This is a genomic window from Pseudoalteromonas sp. 0303, from assembly GCF_013349995.1.
Lineage (GTDB): Bacteria > Pseudomonadota > Gammaproteobacteria > Enterobacterales > Alteromonadaceae > Pseudoalteromonas.
On the sequence record NZ_JABVXF010000054.1, the window covers coordinates 1 to 20,376 of the forward strand.

13 protein-coding genes, 1 pseudogene and 1 riboswitch are annotated in these 20,376 nt (G+C 41.2%); of the genes and pseudogenes, 10 read left to right on the forward strand and 4 right to left on the reverse strand.

The features are described from left to right. Positions 1–89 precede the first annotated feature (89 nt). Positions 90–1,415, reverse strand: a complete 1,326-nt coding sequence (locus tag HUS62_RS20820) for a sodium-dependent transporter (protein WP_175081010.1) — start codon at positions 1,413–1,415, stop codon at positions 90–92. A 148-nt stretch (positions 1,416–1,563) separates the two neighbouring features. Here HUS62_RS20820 and HUS62_RS20825 point away from each other — a divergent pair, with 148 nt between their 5' ends. Continuing rightward, on the forward strand, positions 1,564–2,301 hold the full coding sequence (locus HUS62_RS20825; RefSeq protein WP_175081011.1) for a 4'-phosphopantetheinyl transferase superfamily protein: 738 nt from the start codon (positions 1,564–1,566) through the stop codon (positions 2,299–2,301). Here the strand turns inward: HUS62_RS20825 and lysC are convergent. Together lysC and nhaD are read right to left on the reverse strand one after the other, a co-directional pair. Further along, the gene (lysC, locus tag HUS62_RS20830) at positions 2,278–3,657 is read right to left on the reverse strand and encodes a lysine-sensitive aspartokinase 3 (RefSeq protein ID WP_258536827.1); all 1,380 of its coding nucleotides are present in this window, start codon (positions 3,655–3,657) and stop codon (positions 2,278–2,280) included. The two genes, HUS62_RS20825 and lysC, sit on opposite strands and share 24 nt — an antisense overlap. A gap of 81 nt (positions 3,658–3,738) precedes the next feature. Next, positions 3,739–3,911: riboswitch (Lysine riboswitch) on the reverse strand. A gap of 88 nt (positions 3,912–3,999) precedes the next feature. After that, a complete protein-coding gene (nhaD, locus tag HUS62_RS20835; RefSeq protein ID WP_054551492.1) occupies positions 4,000–5,250 on the reverse strand; it encodes a sodium:proton antiporter NhaD in 1,251 nt (416 codons plus the stop codon). A gap of 148 nt (positions 5,251–5,398) precedes the next feature. Here nhaD and HUS62_RS20840 point away from each other — a divergent pair, with 148 nt between their 5' ends. From HUS62_RS20840 to HUS62_RS20860, 5 genes are all read left to right on the forward strand, one after another. Beyond that, complete coding sequence (locus HUS62_RS20840; RefSeq protein WP_055196777.1) at positions 5,399–6,673, forward strand: hypothetical protein; 1,275 nt, start codon at positions 5,399–5,401, stop codon at positions 6,671–6,673. Between the two features lie 2 nt (positions 6,674–6,675). Next, positions 6,676–7,221 (forward strand): condensin complex protein MksE, encoded by a 546-nt coding sequence (locus tag HUS62_RS20845; protein ID WP_058585203.1) that lies wholly within the window; start codon positions 6,676–6,678, stop codon positions 7,219–7,221. Further along, complete coding sequence (locus HUS62_RS20850; protein WP_175081013.1) at positions 7,221–10,007, forward strand: ATPase; 2,787 nt, start codon at positions 7,221–7,223, stop codon at positions 10,005–10,007. Before HUS62_RS20845 ends, HUS62_RS20850 begins: the two co-directional genes overlap by 1 nt. Positions 10,008–10,129: 122 nt before the next feature. After that, positions 10,130–10,684 (forward strand): DUF4136 domain-containing protein, encoded by a 555-nt coding sequence (locus HUS62_RS20855; protein ID WP_058585205.1) that lies wholly within the window; start codon positions 10,130–10,132, stop codon positions 10,682–10,684. 163 nt (positions 10,685–10,847) lie between these two features. Continuing rightward, the gene (locus tag HUS62_RS20860; RefSeq protein ID WP_175081014.1) at positions 10,848–12,686 is read left to right on the forward strand and encodes a TonB-dependent receptor; all 1,839 of its coding nucleotides are present in this window, start codon (positions 10,848–10,850) and stop codon (positions 12,684–12,686) included. Positions 12,687–12,852: 166 nt separating this feature from the next. Here HUS62_RS20860 and HUS62_RS20865 read toward each other — a convergent pair whose 3' ends face one another. Beyond that, on the reverse strand, positions 12,853–13,101 hold the full coding sequence (locus HUS62_RS20865) for a YkgJ family cysteine cluster protein (RefSeq protein WP_054562006.1): 249 nt from the start codon (positions 13,099–13,101) through the stop codon (positions 12,853–12,855). Positions 13,102–13,258: 157 nt separating this feature from the next. Here HUS62_RS20865 and HUS62_RS20870 point away from each other — a divergent pair. From HUS62_RS20870 to HUS62_RS20885, 4 genes and pseudogenes are all read left to right on the forward strand, one after another. Then, positions 13,259–14,430, forward strand: a pseudogene (locus HUS62_RS20870) (efflux RND transporter periplasmic adaptor subunit). A 3-nt stretch (positions 14,431–14,433) separates the two neighbouring features. Beyond that, positions 14,434–17,586: an efflux RND transporter permease subunit gene (locus HUS62_RS20875; protein ID WP_175081015.1), complete on the forward strand. Its 3,153-nt coding sequence runs from the start codon at positions 14,434–14,436 to the stop codon at positions 17,584–17,586. Between the two features lie 157 nt (positions 17,587–17,743). Next, positions 17,744–19,360 carry a murein L,D-transpeptidase gene (locus HUS62_RS20880; protein WP_175081016.1) on the forward strand — a complete coding sequence of 539 codons (1,617 nt, stop codon included), beginning with the start codon at positions 17,744–17,746 and terminating at the stop codon, positions 19,358–19,360. Positions 19,361–19,368: 8 nt separating this feature from the next. After that, on the forward strand, positions 19,369–20,232 hold the full coding sequence (locus HUS62_RS20885; protein ID WP_175081017.1) for a D-Ala-D-Ala carboxypeptidase family metallohydrolase: 864 nt from the start codon (positions 19,369–19,371) through the stop codon (positions 20,230–20,232). Positions 20,233–20,376: the final 144 nt, after the last annotated feature.

Here is a 20,376-nt window from a genome sequence, read left to right on the forward strand (position 1 = left end):
GTTGAATCAGCTCGTGAAAAACTTGAGAGGGCTTATGGTGCCCTCAACTAGTCAGAACTTGTGTGATGGAGTACTAGTAACTCGCCTTTCTATTTCAACAACGCCACGTTCACAAAAACCGCCGTCATTAATAACGGGCACACAAAGCGAATGTACTGGGCAAACCAATAATGAGGGCCGCTCGATACTTGATGCAATTTATTACCACGCTGCCATAACCAGCCAACAGTAATGAAATAGAACAGTCCCATTAAAGGTAATTGGTACTGTGTAAGCACCATTATGACTAAACCAAATAACCAGTCAAAGTTTAAGATAATAAGTGATGAGGCAATAAATACGATTAGGGTTACAAATAAGGTTGCTTTTTTACGCTCTACACTGTGATTCTCAACTAAAAAAGCCACTGGAATTTCGGTCGATGAAATAGTTGATGTCACTGAGGCAATCGACATTAATACAAAGAATAATAAGCCAACGAGTAAACCCACTTGACCCATAGTGCTAAACAGTTCAGGTAAAATCGCAAAAATTAACTGCCCTTCACCCACCAGTTTACCGCCGCTAAATACCTCTACACCGTTATGTTGAGCAACAAAAATAGCCGGAATAATCAATAAACCCGCTAAAAAGGCCACACCAGTATCAAGCAGTGCCACAGTGCCAGTTAATTTAGGCAGGTTCGCATCTGGTTTTAAATAAGAGCCGTAAACCATCATACAACCAACACCTAACGACAATGAAAAGAACGCTTGCCCCATTGCCGCAATAATTAAGTTTGCATCAAGAATTTGACTAAAATCTGGCACTAAGTAGGCTGCAAAACCATCCATCGCACCATCTAGGGACGCGATATAAGCAATTAACGCCACTAATAATACTAGCAATAATGGCATTAAGCGACGTGACCAAGTCTCGATACCTGATTTAACGCCTTTTAAAATAATACTCGCAGTAAGAATAAGCATCAGTGGTGTAAACACAAAATTACGTGCCATCGAGTCACTGTGTAAAAAGTTACTTAACTCAGTAAAACCAAAGAAGCTTGCGAGTGGCTCAAGCGCATAAGCGAGCATCCACCCTGCAACTATCGAATAAAAGCTTAACATCACAACCGCACCAAATAGGCCAATATAGCCTGCTGCAGCGCCCACTTTAGGCGCTGTGTCTTGCCATGCATTAGATAATGCTTTTACTGGATTCGCTTGCGCTTGGTGACCTAAATACAGCTCAGTATACAGAGCCGGAAGCGCTAATAAGAAGATAACAATGAAGTAAACGAGTAAAAATGCACCGCCGCCATGGTTTGCCGCTTGTGTTGGAAAGCCCCAAATATTACCTAAACCTACCGCCGCACCAGAAGCTGCTAAAACGAAACCTAATCGACTTTGAAAGCCGTCACGAACTTGTGCCATACATCTACAAATCTGTTATTATTTTTCCTCATTAAACCATAATTACAGTCAACTGCGTAAACTATTTGCGTTTGTTCGTGCCTATAAATGTGCATCTGCTGTAAAAATAAACAAAACTAAATACGAGCCTTCGTGTAAGCGTTAAACCATGAGCAGTCACTACTTTTCGAATACTCTTATCATCGGGCAACAAAGCAAGACAACAGCCAAAAAAATTATGCTTATGGATGCAACACGTATTGATGTTGCAAGTTTACCCCTTGATAAATTACTCAGTGAGTTTGAATTAAGTGTGTTTGAAAAACGCAAAGTGCCTAGCGCCAAGCAAGAGTACTTAGCGACTCGCCTAACGTTAAAGTATTTGTATCAACATGCTTACCCTCATGATGATTTAGCCCTCAATGAAATATCGAGCCAGTTTGATGACAAAGACAGCAAGCTTAAATTACATACCCCAGTTAGAGAACCTGTTTGGGCCTGTTTATCACATTCAAATGGTTTAATTGGCGCAGCCCTTAACCCTGAACAACAGCTATTTGGTTTTGATATTGAACAAAGCAGTAAGCCTCGCCCTTTTATCAAACTCGCCAAGCATTTTTATCATCAAGATGAAGTTGACTTAATTAGCCGTTTTGATGCTCCCGATGAACAGGCACAGTGCTTTTTTAGAATTTGGACATTAAAAGAAGCGCTTGCCAAAGCAAGTGCTCAGCCTATTGCGAAACTACTTGCCCCTAATGTATTTGAAGAATTGAGCAAACATAATTTCAGCGCGAGTAGTAACTCTATTGAAGGTTTTGATATAAGTGTTGTGGCACAAAAAAGCACTGACTGGCAGTGCTCTTTTATTAATTTTAACGACCTACGCCGCGACTTGGCTTTCTAATAGTCGGCTATGAATAGCCTGCACGACTTCATCTGACTCGCTTTGCTCAACTAAGAAGCACAGGTTATGTTTACTTGCACCGTGGCAAATTAAACGAATATTAAAATCACTCAATACCTGCATTAAATTCATTTCTTGCTGACGTAATTGAATTTCAGAACCAATTAAAGCCACCAGCGTTAAGTTATTCTCAACCGACACATGACAAAACTCAGAAAGCTTATCTAAACAAGCTTGATCAAGCTCAGGACGTGATGCATTCGGCGCGTTATCTAAAGTGATTGCAACACTGATCTCGGAGGTAGTAACCAAATCAACTGAAATATTAAACTCACTTAAAATGGTGAAAACACGTGCTAAGAAACCACTCGCTAGGAGCATTTCTGGGCTTTTAACCGTTAACAGAATTTGATTTTTACGCTGTGTTACGGCACGTATACCTGGTTGCTGAGATTTTTCTTTTTCAATCCATGTACCACCTAACTGTGGTTCACGACTTGAACCAACAAACACACTAATATGGCTACGGCTTGCAGGTAAAATGGTTGCAGGATGCAGTACTTTTGCACCAAACGTTGCCATTTCGGCCGCTTCATCAAAGCTTAAGCGTGCAATTGGGCTTGCTTTAGCGCATAAACGCGGATCAGTACTGAAAATACCCACAACATCGGTCCAAATATGCACGCTTTTTGCGTTAATTGCTTCTGCTAGTAATGCAGCACTGTAATCTGAACCACCACGGCCTAAGGTCGTTGTTTGATTGTGCTCATTGCTACCAATAAAACCTTGAGTTACCACAACATGGTCATCAAGTAATGGCACTAAATGCTCTTTAGCAGCCGCAGCGGTTGCTGCAACATTTGGGGTAGCTTTAGCAAATTGACTATCTGTTTTTAGCACTTTACGTACATCAAAACGCACCGCATCAAGACCTTGCCCGCGTAATACTTGAGTAAATAAATACGATGATAAACGCTCGCCAAAGCTCAGTAGTTCATCTTGATCTGCTACTGACTTAGCCCCGTCTGATGCTAGCTTTTGAAAAGCCTTAAGCGTTTCATTAAAGCCATGTGCTAAATCAGCATCCAGTGACAGCTTTGCCAAGATTGCTTCTTGAATGGCGACAACGCCAGTAATGTGATCATCACGTTCAGCCGCACTCAAATCAGCTTTACACAATGCAACTAAATGATTTGTCACGCCCGCACTGGCACTCACAGCAACTATACGTACTTGATTATCAGCACAAATGATTTCAGCGCAGCGGCTCATAGCATCAAAGTTAGCTACACTGGTGCCACCAAATTTTGCAACAACGTAATCTAATTTTGTGTTGGCGGCTAATTGGGTATTCATGTCGTCTCCTTTTGTGGAAAACCATCCACAGTAATTCAAGAAGAACTCGGCAAGGGGGTGCTTTGAAAATAAAGAGTAGTCCATGCCAGAAGCTCTCCACCTAGTTTGGTGACAGTTTTGAGGATTCAGCCCCATAAACCGAAAAATAACCGTGACGTCCGGTTAATTTTCTCGGCGAGTACTTCCCTCATTAATGGTCATTGGCGTTCGTCACCTCACATTAATTACCTAAGTATCGCACCTCTTCTGAATGTTAAGTTAACACCTGGTTAAAATAACAAAGCCTGCTGTTAAAAGCAGGCTTCGAAAGTTAACGTTTAGACGTCTAGCTGTCAAGTTGTTTTATGAAATTAAACTGCCCGCTAAGTGCGAACCGTAATAACCAACGGTATAAGCAATTAATAAATAAACCGACATTTTAAGATAGCTCATAAAGGTCAGTGCCTTAACCTTACTCATGGCAATAATACCTGCCGCAGAGCCGATTATAAGCATTGAGCCACCGACCCCAGTTGCGTAAGTAAACGACAGCCATTGCTGAGGGCTCATCACAATATCAGCTTTTAAAAGTGCTGCTGTTAGAGGTACGTTATCTACCGCCGCTGATAATAGCCCCATCAAGTAGTTGGCATATTCCGGTGCCATCAACTCATATAAATGAGTAAATTTAGCAAGCATACCAACTTCTTTTAATGCGCCAACGAGTAATAATACACCGACGAAGAACAATAAGGTGTCGTATTCAATTTCACGAATATAATCGATGATTTTTTTGTTAACGTCTTTTTTGCGCATTAAGAATTGCGCAACCAAAAACATCAGAGATAAACCAAATAAAAAGGTTAATAACGGCGGCACACTATAAAGCACACTCAAAGTTAACGTAGCAATAATCGTCGAGAAGAAGATAACCGCAATGGTAATATCTGTCTTTTCTATACGACGGGCTGCTTGCTTTTCAAACACAACATTACCCGACATACCCACCGACAACATCGCCGCGAGCAGTGCAACACTTGTCAGAGCAGGGGCAATTAATAATAGTAGATTAGCAATAGTGACTTTTTCGTCTAAGAAAATCATCAGGGTTGTAACATCACCGGTGATCAGCGATACCCCACCCGAGTTAACACTAAATACAATTAAGGTCGCATATTTTATTAATTTTTTAGGATCTAATTTCAGCGACATCACCACCGCAAGCGAGATTAAAGTTGCAGTTATGTTGTCTGATATTGATGAAAATAAAAACGCAAAGCCACCAATCAGAAACATCAGCTTTCGTTCACTGATTTGATTTGGCATAATTTTATGAACAATATTCTGGATAAAACCTTTAGAGTTTAAATACGCTACAAAGGTCATCGCAGCCATTAAGAACAGCCACAAAGTCGCGATTTCTAATATGTTGTGATCCAGTTGATGTTGTATGGTTTCTGGGCTTTGCCCATGAATTGGAGAGATAAATAAGATAATCCAGCATAAAGTGCCAAAAAAAAGCGTCGTTTTGGCCTTGTTTACATGGATAATATCCTCTATAACGATAAGCAAAAATGCCACCGCTATCAGGGTTAGGATAAGTGGGGTTACCATGGTGTTTGAACAACCTTTATAATAATGTAAAAATTGTAAGTCGAGTGTTTCGGCGCGGATTCTAGCAGCATAGAAAGCATAAAACTATTCTCAATTACATAATTTAATACTAATCGCTAACACCAAAGTCTGAATTTACTGGAGCCTTATGATCCCAGCTAAAAAGTTATTAAATACCCTTACTGAACATTGGGGGGTGTTAGAACTGCTATTTAAACGTTTTAAGATGGCTGATTTCAGCTTGAAAGACGTACAAAATGCGATAAAACAAAAACAACCTTCATGGTCAAATGAACGCATTTATAAAGAAACAAATCGTTTGTTGAATCAAGATATTATCATTCCACTGGCAAAATCATCGCAGTTAGAAATTAACCGTGCGATCGCCGATTTTGCGACTTTCTTGCTACAAGAAGAACACTTAGGTCTTGCCCAAGAAATTAGTGTGCTTGTTGATGATTTAGCTCGCCTTGGTAATCGCCTTGCTAAAGCCGGTGAAATTGAAGATTACGACGAGCTTCGCCGCTTTAGCCGTATTATGGATGATCGGGTACGCAAAATAATGAAATTGTTTGCCCACAACGAAAACGCGATTTTAAATATTGTTGAGCAAGCAAAAGCAGACAACGCGGTGCAATCACTGCAAAAACGCTACCAGGCTGTAATTGAAGCATTCGATGAATACATCGAGCCTATGCTGGAAATGGTGGATATTCGTGGTGACTTCCACGCTTGCTTTAATACCATCGAAGCGCAAATTAGCGCGCAAATAGAGCAAATTGACCGCCTTGGTAAGTCATACCAAGACAAACGCATGCTAGAGCAATTACGTACCCGTATTTTAGAAATGCATTTAGTTGGTCGTGAAAGTTTACGTAAAAGCGCCGATATGTTGATGCCACTGCGTGAAGAATTACGACGCAACAACCTAATTACGCGTCAAGCGGCTAAAGTGCTTGGTTTAGTGCGTAAAAATGGCGTCGATAACATGTTAAGTGCAGTACAGCCTAACTTTGTCTCAGACGCACAACGTTTTTCACTTGGTCAGCAACGTCATATTGTGGCCTATATGGCAGGCTTAGTTGACTTTGAGCACGATGAATATCAGCTTCCTGAACATGATGATGTGCCCGCCTATCAAAGCCCACATATTCCTGATTATAACGACGTTAAAACACAATTTAGAAAACGCTTTAAAAAAGCCAGCAAAAAAGCTCAGCCGCTGCTTAGTTTCTTAGATGAAAGCTACCCAGACTTAGAAGCTGACGAAATGCTGTTCTTGTATCAAAAATTGATTAGCGATGGCGACCTTGAAATTAGCCAAAGCCAAGAGAAAGTAAAAATAAAAATTGCCCAGCAACACTTCTCTCTTTACCCATTTAACTCATCGATTGCTGACGATAAAAAAGCAACAGAGCAATAACCATGACAGATATTAATTTAGATGATTTAACGCATCTGCAAGCTATTAATAAAAAGCTCACATCAGGCTACCACATTAGCGAACAAGACACGCTGATGTGGCAAGAGCTTGACCAACACATTGATGCTTATCGTGCGTTATTTAACGCCCTTGGCCATGACCTGCAACATGATAGCCGTGGCTATTACTATTTTGGCAGTGATGAAAGCACCCCAAATATGGGTAAAATTTCGCGTGCCATCGCACTGACTATCTACATCTTGATTGAGCACTATGCCAATACCGGTAAAGATCCAATGCGTGCCTTGTTTGACGAAGTAAACGACCTTGAACTGATGCAAACCTTAGTGCAAATCAACAAGCACCTGTTTGATCAATTAGAAATCTTCTCAGGCTCAGATTTACGCAAAGACGTCTACTTACGTATGGTGCGTTTAGGTCTTGCTCGCGAAGTAGAAAACGGCTTTATGCTGCAAGCACCTATTTATCGTTATATCGATGCATTAATGGAAGTAAACGAAGAAACCTACCTAGGAGATGACGACTAATGCAAAGCCAAAGCCTATACGGACTCAGCAAACTTGCGCTTTTAAATACCGCTGGCTATGCAAAATGCGTGATCCCGCTGGATAAAAGTAGTTCAATCTGTGCACCTAATAATACCGGTAAAAGCTCGGTAATTAATGCCCTGCAATTTCCACTGATCAATGATTTACGTTTAACAGAATGGGATGGCCACGATTTAGACGAAACCCGAAAATTCTACTTTTCGTCAGACCAATCCTATATTTTACTCGAAGCTGACCTACCTAATGGCCCTGTGGTGATTGGTGTTGCCGGCCTTGGTAAAATTGCCGGTTACGCGCATCAGTTTTTTTGTTACCAAGGTAAGTTGAACCTTGAACACTACACGCAAGGCAAAACCATTGTAAAATTCACCAAGCTTTTTAATCACTTAAAAGAGCAAGGTTTCAATCCAATTGAATTAAAAGCGCAAGAGCTAAACGCCCTACTCACTGGCGGCGCAACGCCGTTTGATGGCGATATCAACTTAAAGATGATCCCCCTCAATAACGTGCAAGATTCAGCAATTTACAAAGAAATTTTCCGCCGTATTCTTAACTTGCATAAGTTAGGTGCCAGTGATGTTAAGCGCTTTATGTTACGTGTATTTGAGCGCCATATGTCAAACTCACGGGTCGACTTTTATGAAGTGTGGCGACGTTCATTTGATAAAGTGAATCGCGCTAAACGTGAATTAAAAGCCCTTGAGTCAATGCAAGAGCCTATCGCGGCTCTTGAATCTATGCTTGAAAACCAAACGGTTTTAAAAGGTAAACTTGCTGCCTATGCACCAAAAATTGACCAAGCATTGATTGACTTTGAAACCTATCAACAAGAGCAACTCTCTGAGCTCAATATTGCCCTTGAGGATATCGAACACGAAAAGCACGAATTCGACCAAAAGCAGCAGCTGTATATTCAGCAATCACGTGATATTGAACGTAAGCAAACACAAATTGAACAATGGTTTTTAGACTATCGAGCACTTAAATCTGAGTTTGAATTAGTTAATAAAGCCACCTTAAAAGTAAGCCTTACACAGCTTAAACAATATTATGAATCGCTATCGCATTCATTAAGCAGTGCCCAAGGGCAAAGCTTGCACACGCTTGATTACCGTATCAGCGAAACACAAAAGCAAATTAAGAGCTTAAAACTGCAGTTAAAGAACCTTGAGTTCAATTTATTCACCCGTATGCGTGAAGATTTATCTTTAAAAGAAGTTGAAGAGATTTCGCGTATTCTAAACCCTGATATCTTATCGTTTGCCACCACCAGCAATGGTGATGTTGATATCACAGACGAAGATGCCTTTGGTGAGTTTTTAGAGCAATTATCGGCAAATGTGAAAGGCGGTGTACTGACTCTTCCTGGTGCAAGCATCAAACTTAAAAAGCTAAGCCCAGTGCAAATGCAAACGGGCGAAAATAAAGAGCAATTAACCGCGCAACTCGCTGCCCTAGAAAACTCACTAAAAGAGTTTAAACAACAACGCGAAGTCGCTGCTAATGTCGCCGAAAAGCAAAAAGAAAAAGATGCTTTATATGATGAGCTAATGGCCTCAGAAGAAGCTTTAAAACGCTTTGAACAATTTGAAGTGATGCAGCAATCTATCGATGCACAAACTCTGCTAAAAGAGCAGTTAAATTCAGAACGCGAACAAGTTGACGACTATCTGCAAGACATTCAAAAAAATAGTGGCTCAATCAGCGACCGTCGCTCAATTATCAAGTCGAAAAAAGATCTGCTTGCCCGCCAAGCTGACCGTTTACGCCAAGTTAAATCTGAACGTATCGATCACACACTTGATTTTTATACAGGTAAAGTCACACCATACATGATTGAAATCAATATTGATTTTGATAACTTAAGTGACCTCATTCATCATTTTAACAAAGACTGCCAAGAGTTACGTAACTTTGATATCAACGTACGTAACACCTACATGCATATTTACAATGCGGGTATTACTAAATTTGATAACGAAAACGATGAGTTTACTAAATACGAAAAGCTTATCAGCGCGTTTCATAACATCGATAACGAGCGCGATGCCGTTGAACGTCAAGGCCGAGTTGCGTTAACCGAAGTAGCCGCCACTATTAAGGGCTTGCGCGAAGACCTAGACCGCCTACGCCGAGAAATGAACAGCTTTAATAAAGGCATTAGTCAGCACCGTATCTCTAACCTTCAAGCATTCAAAATTAATGTTATTCCGCGCAAGATGTTGGTTGATAGCATTGATACTATTATTAGTACCTCAAATCAGTTTGAGCAAGGCGATACCCTAGACCTATTAAGCCAAGAGCCATATAGCGAATCTGCGGTAAACGAAGCGAAAGATCATTTGATTAAGCTTGCCTCAGAAAAAGCCGGTCTAACACTGACCGACTTATTTGATATTCGTTTTGAAGTCGTGAACCGTGCTGGTGAAACTGAGCACTTCGAAAAAATCGATTCAGCCGGCTCTAACGGTACTCGTATTACCATTAAGCTACTTTGTGGCATGCTGTTTATTCGTTACTTATTAAGCGACCAAGAGCAAAACTTGTATCGTATTCCGATTTATATCGATGAAGCAGCCGATATCGACCCACAAAACCAAAAAGCAATTATCGAAACAGCGCTAAGCTTTGGCTTTGTGCCGATTTTTGCCTCAGTTAAACCACAAGTTAGCTGTGATTACATCGTCCCTATTCGTACTGTTAAAGATGGTGCACAAAACTGGGTGGATGAAAAAGACTGGATAGAAGTAGAACACACTGTTTAATTACAAACTATTACAGTACTTTTTTGTAAATGTGCCATAGTTTTTAAATAATCATTCAGTTGAGTATTATTTGTGTTATGTTATCAATCAAGTAGTGGAAATTTTGCCAAGGAGCAAACAATATGAAGAACTTATTAATCGCGACGGCTGTATTATTTTTAGCAGCTTGTGCTAAAACGCCTGATTGGGATTACGACAAATCAGCAGATTTTAGTAATTATAAAACCTTCTCTTGGGTACCTAATGCCAGCTTGACTAAAAACGTAGCGAACTACCAAATTAGCCCTTTAATGGAAAAGCGGGTTCGTGACGCTGTAAATGCTGAACTAGAAAAAAGCGGTATGAAGCTAGTTGATTTAGCGCAAGCAGATGTACTAATTAACTATCACGCCTCTGTTGATACAAAAATTGATGTAGATACCTTTAACGTAGGTTACGGCGCTCGCTGGAATTACTGGGGTATGGGTTACAACACGCAAACAACTGCTCGCGAATACGAAGTGGGTACGTTAATTCTAGACGTGGTAGACCGTGCTTCTAACCAATTAGTTTGGCGCGGTGCGAAAGAAGGTCGTTTGCAAAAGAACCAATCACCTGAAAAGCGCACTGAAGTTATCAAAGAGACTGTTGCTAACATTCTAAGTAACTTCCCACCGCAATCAATTAATCAAAACTAAACACTGTTTTAGTTAAAAGACCGCGCAATTAGCGCGGTTTTTTATTGCCTGCTGAAATCTGGTTGGAGTGGTATAACTCAGTGATTCAGATACAATACCCGCAATTTTCAGTGCGCCTAACTAGCCCACTACCCCAGATTAAACAAAATCAAGAGAGTTTTAGATGGTACGCGCAGTACAGCTTACACTTCCCGCATTATTCGTCACTTGCTCAGTACTAGCAGAAGACACCAACAATATTGAACAAATCACCGTTGAAGTTTCAGCAACCGCAAATAAAGAACCTGTAGGTACTTTTGATGCGCCGGTATCAAATTTAGAATATGACCCGCGTGTCGATTTGCAATCGCGTAATATGGCTGAAGCACAAGCTGATGTAACCATTCGTGGTGGTATCTTTGAAAATACTGGCTTTCGTGTTGGTAGCAGTACGTTATTTGATCCACAATCTGGTCACTACTTTGCTGAAATTCCAATTGCGCCGCAGATGCTAACAGGCCCTTCAGTGCTTACAGGTGCTGATAATGCCCTTTATGGAATGAATAGCTCGGTTGGTACGGTTTCATTTGGCTGGCGCCCTATCACGAGTACCGGTAGTGTTTCACTTGGCACAGGTACGAATGGCTTTAATTTACAAAGCATTCATGCTGCCCATAGTCAAAAGCTTGATAGCAAACCTGATTGGCGATTAGGTTTTGAGGGGGAATACTCACACTCAAAAAGTGATGGCTCAATTGATAATGGCGACCACGACTTTGAACGTGCCTCAGCGCGTATTCAACTTGCAAGCTCTACCTCGCAAACTGATTTAATGTTCGGCCGCCAAGAGAAGTTTTTTGGTTGGCCAAATCTATACACGCCATTTAATTTTAATGAAACCGAAGACCTTGAAACCAAGCTTTTCATGCTCAATCACAAGCAAATGTATGGTGAGAGCAATACCTTTGAAGTGACTGGTTATTATCGTAAACATAACGACCATTACGTATTGTCTCGTGAAAACCCTGCTATTTTTGAAGCGTTTCACGAAACCACAGTTAAGTCATTGGCACTCTCTGGACGCCACCGTTTAAATGACCGCTATGCAATTAATTATGCTGGGCAATTTATTGCTGATGAAATTGAATCAACGTCTCTTGAAAACAACTTTACATCACGTAATTACACTAAGCTAAGTATCTTGCCTGAGTACAAATCAGCCCTTACAGCGAACAAAGAGCTTACTTTACGTGTTGGTGCTGCATTTGATGATACCAACCGTGATAGCTCAGATACCTCATTTATTGCCGATGCCAGCCTTAAAGTAGCTAATCAAAATGGCAGTGAACATACTTGGTATGCGTCATACGCCGAGGCAACACAAGTTCCCGGTTATACCGCCATCGGCGGCAGTGAAACGGGCGGATTATTCAGAAGTAACTACAGCCTTGAGCGCGAAACCACCGATAACCTTGAATTAGGTTTACTGATTGAACAGTCTTCATGGCGTTTAGATTCAGCTATTTTCTACCGTAAAGATAAAAACCTTACGGATTGGACATATCGCTTTGATGCAACCTCAGCACGTTTTGCAAACCCAGTTGATATAGACACTTTAGGCGTTGAGTTTTTAGCAAATAAATCGTTTGAAAGCGCTGAGTTGATTGCCAGCTACACCTATTTAGAAAAGTCAGAAGACTATGGCACGGCAGATATTGATGCGAGCTTTTATGCGCTTAACTACCCTGATCACCGTGTAACACTGGGTGCTGTATGGCAACCAATGGATGTGCTTGAGTTGCGTATTGATAACGAATGGCGTAAGCAACACAGTAACCGCCTACGTAGCTCTGATGATGAAGCCTTCTTCACGCAGTTAACGCTAAAATTCACCCCAGCTCAGCTTGATAATGTGTTTGTTACCTTTGCAGCTGACAACATTTGGGATGAATCATTCGAAGAAGTACCGGGTACCCCCGGCCGCGGCGAACAATACACTCTTAGCGCTACCTATACGTGGTAAGCAAAAACAATAATGCCAGTCAATTGACTGGCATTATTGTGTCACGTTACCTTTCGAGGTATCTATCAAACCATAACCAAAATTATATTAAACGCCATAAAGAAAACTTTGGTTATAAAAAATACACCTCAGCAACCGTTAAAAAGTGTTAAAGGTTTAATCTTTTTTAAGTCATCTGCTCAAGTTCGGTAATTAAATACAGTGCTTGTTCGTTAGTGGTGCCACACACATCAATAGTGGCAGAAAAGTCACTACACACCTTAGGCCTTGATTCATCACCAAATAATTTACATAGGTTATTATCATCAAGTTGAATACAGCGTTCTCCCGCTGCTTTGCCGTTGGGCATTCCTGGGATCGGTGAGCTAATACTGGGTGCAATACAACAGGCGCCACAGCCTAATCTACATGCCATTTTATCTGTCATTGAGTACCTCTTATAGAACCTTTGTAGCGCCTTTGTAATATGTGTAATGGTTTGTTACATCTTCAAACGCCTTGTAAACACTTTATTGCGTATGCTTAGCCTATCAAATTTATTTTAATTACCGTCAACCGTGAGGGACTATCCCGTGGCTAGTAAAAAACAAATCATTCTCCCTATCGCCGTATTAGTCGGCGGACTTGGAATGGCATTCGCATTTGCCTCTATGAAGCAACCGCCAGTCGAAAAACCAGAACAAGATCTGCGCCCGCTTGTATCAATCAAACCGTTAAGTTTTGACGCTATTACCCTTGATGTAAAATCATACGGTATCGTTAAACCTAAAAACCAAACTGAACTTGTTGCGCAAGTGAGTGGTCAGGTTGTGTCGTTATCAGATCAATTTGTACAAGGTGGATTTGTTAAGCAAGGCGACATTCATCACGTATTGACCCAAATGATTACGAAGCGGCACTCATTGAAGCTGAAGCCGGTTTGGCACAAGCAAGCTCAGCGCTTGAGATAGAACGTGCACAGGTGTCAGTTGCGCAAGCTGAGTGGGACCGCATCAAAGGTGACTCAAACCAAATTATTCCATCTGAGCTTTATTTACGTAAACCACAACTTGCTGAAAAACTTGCAAGTTACCGTGCAGCGCAAGCAAGTGTAAAACGCGCAAAACGTAATCTTGAGCGCACATACATTAAAGCGCCTTACGATGCGATTATTGACGAGCGTCTAATTAGTTTAGGTAGTGTAGTAAACCCAGGTAACAGCTTTGGTAGCCTGAGCTCAACGTCACTGGCTGAAATTCGTTTACCTGTGGCAGATAAAGATCTGCAATACCTAAATAACCAAGGAATTGGCGCCAGCGTATCAATTAACGCTGAATTTGCAGGTAAACAAACAACCTGGCAAGCAACTATCGTACGTAGCGAAGGAGTTGTGGACCAACGTAGTCGCATGAATTACTTGGTAGCGCAAGTAGCAACGCCTTATGAGCAAAAGCAGCCATTACGTTTTGGCTCATACATTAACGCCACTATCGAAGGCCGAGCGCTGGATAATGCGATTGTTGTTCCGCACCATTTAGTTAAAGACAAAAAAGTCGCTGTTTTACAAGATGGCGAAACGCTTACCTTTAAAACACTTAACATCGTTCGCGAACAAAATGGCATGGTGATCGCCGATAATGGCCTTGCTAATGGTGAGCAACTGATTACCTCGGCACTTGAATACCCAACTGAAGGCATGGCGGTCAAGCTAGATGACGCAAAACTGAGTGTGCCAACAACGCAGTTAGCGTTAAAAGAGGAATAAGCCATGACCACGCACAGAGAAAAAGGGCTTATTGCCTGGTTTGCTCGCAACCCAGTAGCAGCAAACTTACTTATGATTTTCATTTTAGTGGGAGGCTTATTGACAGCAATGTCGGTGCGTAAGCAAATGTTCCCACAATTTGAAAGTAACTGGATCAGTATTCAAGCTGTCTACCCAGGGGCTGCGCCGCAAGAAGTAGAAGAAGGCATCACCATTAAGGTCGAAGAGTCTTTAGAGGGTCTCGAAGGCATTAAGCGTTTAATTACCTATTCGAACCGTGGTTTTTCACAAGCTTGGATAGAAATCGAAGAAAAGTACGACCCGCAAGAAGTACTCGATGAAATCAAGATGCAGGTTGATTCAATCAATACCTTCCCTGCGGAGATGGAACGCCCTATTGTTCGCCGTGAAAAGTTTGAGCAAGAAGTTATGATTCTCGCGCTGTATGGCGATATGAGTAACTACCAGCTCAAAGAACTTGGTAACGACATAAAAGATGAGCTACAAGCTTTACCACAAATTAACTTGGTCAACTTTTACAGTGGCTTAAACTATGAAATTGGCATTGAAATCAGCCCAGATAAACTACGTGAGTATGGTTTAACTTTCCGTGATATTGCCACAGCCGTTCGCAGCTTTTCTGCCAATATGTCTGCAGGTCAAATTCGCTCTGAAAATGGCTACATTTCGATGCGTGTTGAAAATCAAGCGTATCGTGGTAAAGAGTTCGAAAATCTGCCTTTATTACACCTACCAGATGGTGCACAAGTTTTCTTAGGTGATGTAGCAACAATTAACGACGGTTTTGAAGAAGGCTTACAATACTCTAAGTACAACGGTAAAAACTCACTGACTTTTGAAGTAAATGCGTCGAAAGATCAAGACATCACTAAAGTTGCTGCGGTATTAAAAAAATACCTAGCAGATAAAGCACCACAGTTACCAGCAGGTGTAAAACTATCACCGATTGTTGATTTAACTTACTACCTTGAAGGTCGTCTAAACATGATGATCGACAACATGATCTGGGGTGGTATTTTAGTAATGGTGGTACTGGCGCTATTTTTACCACTACGCTTAGCGTTTTGGGTAATGATGGGCTTACCTGTGTCATTCCTAGGTGCATTTTTAATGATGCCACTGGGCTTTATAGATATCACGGTTAACTTAGCTTCTTTATTCGCATTTATACTGGTGCTCGGGATAGTCGTTGATGATGCTATCGTCGTCGGTGAGTCTGCCAGTGCTGAAATTGAAAAGCACGGTCACAGCCTAGATAACGTAGTACGTGGCGTAAAACGCGTTGCTATTCCTGCAACCTTTGGTGTGTTAACCACGATTGCCGCATTTTTACCACAAACACTGGCATCAGGCCCTGGCTCTGCGTTTTCAAAAGCCATTGGTGGTGTAATTATCCTATGTTTAATTTTCTCATTAATTGAGTCAAAACTAATTTTACCGGCTCACTTAGCAGCCATGAAAAATAAACCTGCGAACCCTAAAAATCCATTACATCGCTTACGTTTAGGTATGGATAATGGCCTCAAGAACTTTGTTGATAATTACTACACACCATTTATTGGTCGCTGTATTCATTACCGTTACACCGTGATTGTTGGCTTTATCTGTGTGCTTATTGTTAGTGGCGGTATGTTCGCTGGTGGCTTAGTGAAATTTGTTGCGAATCCTAAAATTCCACATGATTTCCCACGTATCTCAGTTGAAATGAACTTATCTTCGTCTGAGCAAGCAACCCTTGAGACAGCGCAAACCATTGAAAAGCTGATTTTAGATGTCGATAAACAACTTGAAGAGCAATATGGTCAAGCGATGATCCGCGACTTATCGGTTAGTTTACGTGGTCGTACAAGTGCACGCATTATGGCGATTTTGGTTGAACCAGACTTACGCCCTATTGATACCTTCCAATTAAGTGCAATGTGGCGCGAACAAATGCCACCACTGCCAGGTGTGAAAACGCTGAATATTGAAGACAGTATCATGAATGGCGGCCGTGATGACGGTGATGTTAGCTTTCGCTTAGAAGGCAAAGATATCAATAAGCTCAAAGAAGTGGCTGCAAAGTTAAAAGAAAAGCTAAATAGCATGCAAGGCGTAGGTGATGTAAATGACTCGCTTCAATCTGCAACTGACGAGGTTCAACTTGAACTTAAACCGCTTGCTTACAGCTTAGGGTTAACCCTTTCAGATGTGGCATCACAAGTTAGCTTTAGCTACTACGGCCTAGAAGCACAACGTATTTTACGTGACGGTGAAGAGATCAAAGTAATGATCCGCTACCCTCGTGAATCCCGAAACGCAGTAAGTGACATCACAGATGCACGTATCATTACACCAACGGGTGTTGAAGTACCGCTTGCTGAAGTTGCTAAAGTTAACATTGTTGATGGTGTAAACCGTATTCGCCGTGAAAACGCTAAACGTACTGTAAACGTGTGGGCTGCGGTTAATACTGATCAAGCTGAACCATTTGCCATTGCAAAAGAAATTCGTGACGAGTACTTACCTAGCCTACTGAAAAGCTACCCAGGTGTAGAAAGTAATGTAGCCGGTCGTATTCAAGAAGAGATGGACAGTGTGGCAGAACAAGTACGTGACTTTGCTTTATCAATGATGATTATCTTTGCGTTACTTGCTATTCCACTACGCTCGTACTCACAGCCATTTATTATCATGTCGGTTATTCCATTCGGTGTAATTGGTGCGATGTTTGGTCATATGATTTTAGGTATGACAATGAGTAGCTTATCGGTATTCGGTATCATCGCTGTTGCAGGTGTGGTCGTAAACGACTCGCTAGTGATGGTCGACTTTGTCAATAAAGCTCGCGCCGAAGGTGTAGCAATCAAAGAGGCTGTAATGCAAGCCGGTGCGCGTCGTTTTAGAGCAATATTACTGACCTCAATAACGACCTTTATTGGTGTATTACCAATCATTATGGAAACAAGCTTACAAGCAAAAATCGTTATCCCAATGGCTGTATCTCTAGCATTCGGGGTGTTATTTGCAACGGTCATTACGCTTATTTTAATCCCTTGTCAGTACGTCGCGTTAGAAGACTTTAAACGCTTAATTGGCAAGCTAAGAGGTAAAAAAGCAGAACCAGAAGCAAAATTACAAACAACCAGTAATTAAGCCCCTCTCAAGATCCCAACCGAACGCTTGGCAATAAATTTGCCAAGCGTTTTTTATTTAAAAATATGTTCCTATAAATCGTATTGTTTTGCTAAGCTTAAATGAGCAAAAAAGAAACAATTCAAGAAATTACTAAATACGTTATAAGGACATAGCTATGAAAATTCTACGCTACACAGCTTTGGTAAGTTGTTTATCCATTTGTATGCCTGTGCTGGCTGAAAACCAATACTTACAACAACAGCTTGAGCCTATTCTGATTGGTGAATCTCACAGTATAGAAGGACAACAAATCCACTCTCCTGAAATGACCGTTGCCACCTATAAAGCAAATAATTTTGAACGAGTATGGGACAACGCAAAATATGCCAAGCAAGCGCTCAACTTAATTGCGCAAGCAGAACTTGAAGGGCTATCTCCTAACGACTATCACTTTGATACATTAATGGCGCTGGCCAGCGAAATAGATAAACGCGGAGCGGATGCCGTAGAAGCCCAGTTTGATGTTCTAATGACTGATGCCGTCATGACCTATGCAAAACACTTAATTCGCGGAAAAGTAAACCCTAAACAACTAGCAGCCACATGGAACTATGAACAGTTTGATGTCAGCCCAGATGCTGCAGCGGCCTCATTACTTAAACATGTAAAATCCAAAAGCCTTGATAAGGGACTTGAAAATCTAAAACCTGTTTTGCCTCATTATAAGCGTTTAAAAGACGCCCTTGTGTTTTATCGAGAGCTTGATGCTACCGGCGAGTTACCTGACTTCGCACTGCAAAATAAAGTATTAAAACCGGGGCAATCAGACCCAGCAGTGCCACTTTTAAGACAAAAGTTAAAACGACTAAAGTATTTTGACGGCAGTAACAGTGATGCCACTGATTATAACGATGAGCTAGTCGCAGCAGTTAAACGCTTTCAGAATGCGCATCAAGTTGCTGATGATGGTGTGATTGGCAATGCGACGTTAAAACTACTCAACAAAGATTACAGTGAGTACGTTAATGATATTTTAGTAAACCTAGAGCGCATTCGTTGGGTTGATAACACGCTAACAGAGCGCTTCTTAGTGGTAAATATCGCAGGTTACCTGCTGTATTTATTTGAAGACAATAAATTAAAATGGCAAACCAATGTAGTCGTAGGCAGAAACTACACCAAAACGCCAATATTTAAAGGGCAAATGAGCTATATCGTGATGAACCCAACCTGGACAGTACCGAGGAGTATTTCAGGTGGCATCATCAAAAAAATGAAAGAAAACCCAAACTACTTAAACGAGAAAGACTTTGTTGTGGTTGATAGTCGCCGTAACCCAGTTGATAGCGAGAGTATTGATTGGCCGAATGCTAGCCGCAAAAACTTCCCATATTGGTTTGTACAACAGCCTTCAGAGAATAATTCATTAGGGCAAATCAAGTTTATGTTCCCTAATAAATACTCAATCTATTTGCACGACACCCCTGCAAAAAGTTTATTCCAGCAAGACCAACGTGCATTTAGCCACGGCTGTGTAAGAGTTGATGATCCATTCACCTTAGCTGAGAAAATCTTAGAAACCTCGGATAATTGGAGCCGTAGTGAAATTGATGACGCCATTGCTGCAAAAGAAACTAAAAAAGTCAGCTTATCAAAACCGCTAGACGTACTTTTAATGTATTGGACCGTTGCGGGTAACGACGAGGGCCTACAATTTTATACCGACGTTTATAATCGCGATGGTGCGTTATTAAAAGCACTCACCACACCATTAGCAAACAATACAATTTAGAGGTCACTATGTATTTCAGCCGTATTATTTTTAGTGTGTGCTTAGCGTTAACTACATGCTCTGTTGCTGCCATTGAATTAACTGACTCGCTGCACAGCCTTGTACTTGATGCAAAACAAGTGCTCACACTTGATAACACGGCTGATTTTACAGCTACTACAGTATCAGATGTTGAGACTGAGCGATTAGGGCCAAATAGCATTGCCGTTTATGCCCCAGAAAATGCAGGGTTTTATAGCCTAGTACTGAGTAACAACAAAACCAGCAAACGCTTACTCGTTATAGTGAAAAAACCATTCAATGCTAACAATAAGCAATTGAATAATTATCAAATAGGCCTCTACCCTGCCCCTTATAAAGGCTACCCACAATACGGTGCGCCAAACGGGTTTATAGAAATTTTTGAGAAAGACCTAACACGCCAGTTGACTCCTCATGTGCAAGTTAAAAATGTAATTTGTAAGCAAGTGAGTGGCTTTCCGAAGTATCTTTATGTCAACAACAATGGCTTGATGATGCTCGAAGATCTGCTCAGGTTTGTACAAAATGAAGGGATTAAAGTCAGCAAATTTGCCTTTATCAGCGGCTATAGAACACCCTACTACAATCGATCAATTGGTAATGGCAAACACAGCCGACACCAATATGGCGATGCCTTTGACCTATATATAGATGAAGATGGTGATGGCCGAATGGACGATTTAAACGGTGATGGCAAACTATCGATTGCTGATGTTGATGTACTTTATAAAGTGTTTGAAAAGTTCCTAAAACACAGTCGCTATAATGGCGGTATTGGCCGCTATAAACCCGCCTCCCATCACGGTGGTTTTGTTCACATAGATAACCGAGGATTTACCGCTAGGTGGTAATTGCAAGCTTAATATAGCCCTTGAAGAAATATTATCCAATTGCATTATTACTGCTTGATTGGTAAGTCACGGCAAGATCATTATAAATTGAACTTATAGAATATGTAGTGATCAGATCAAGGCATAATAATCACCTTGGTCACG